1 protein-coding gene is annotated in these 342 nt (G+C 57.3%); it reads right to left on the bottom strand.

All coding sequences use genetic code 11. From position 1 onward, the window contains the following. Positions 1 to 270 (bottom strand): RNA 3'-terminal phosphate cyclase (locus EOS_RS45490; RefSeq protein WP_326972992.1); only part of this gene is annotated, 270 nt, incomplete at its 3' end. Between the last annotated feature and the right edge of the window lie 72 nt (positions 271 to 342).

The raw sequence follows: 342 nt of genomic DNA, 5'->3' as shown, positions 1-342 counted from the left end.
CGGCAGGTTATGAATATTCTGTTCATGCAGGGAAAAACTCCCCGCCAGTGTAGCGATTTCACGCTCAGCAACATGGCGCGGCACACCAGCTAATAGAACTTCTCCACGCATCTGCACAATGTTCCCGCGCTCGCCAAGTTGCAAGGTGTTAAACGATGCCACGGGCGAGACTTCCGTTGCCACCACACCGCCTCCGGCAGGGTAAAAACCGTGGCGTAACAGCGTGGTTTGCTGATGAATTCCTATTTTCGCCAGCAGCGGCTCCAGCACCCGGCGGAATAAAATCCGCAGGCGGCGCCGACGGGTTATCGGTGCCGCCGCTCACTTCAACACGCGAAGGTC

The sequence above is a fragment of the Caballeronia mineralivorans PML1(12) genome (assembly GCF_001028175.1).
Lineage (GTDB): Bacteria > Pseudomonadota > Gammaproteobacteria > Burkholderiales > Burkholderiaceae > Caballeronia > Caballeronia mineralivorans.
This window is presented reverse-complemented; position numbering and strand designations above follow the sequence as displayed.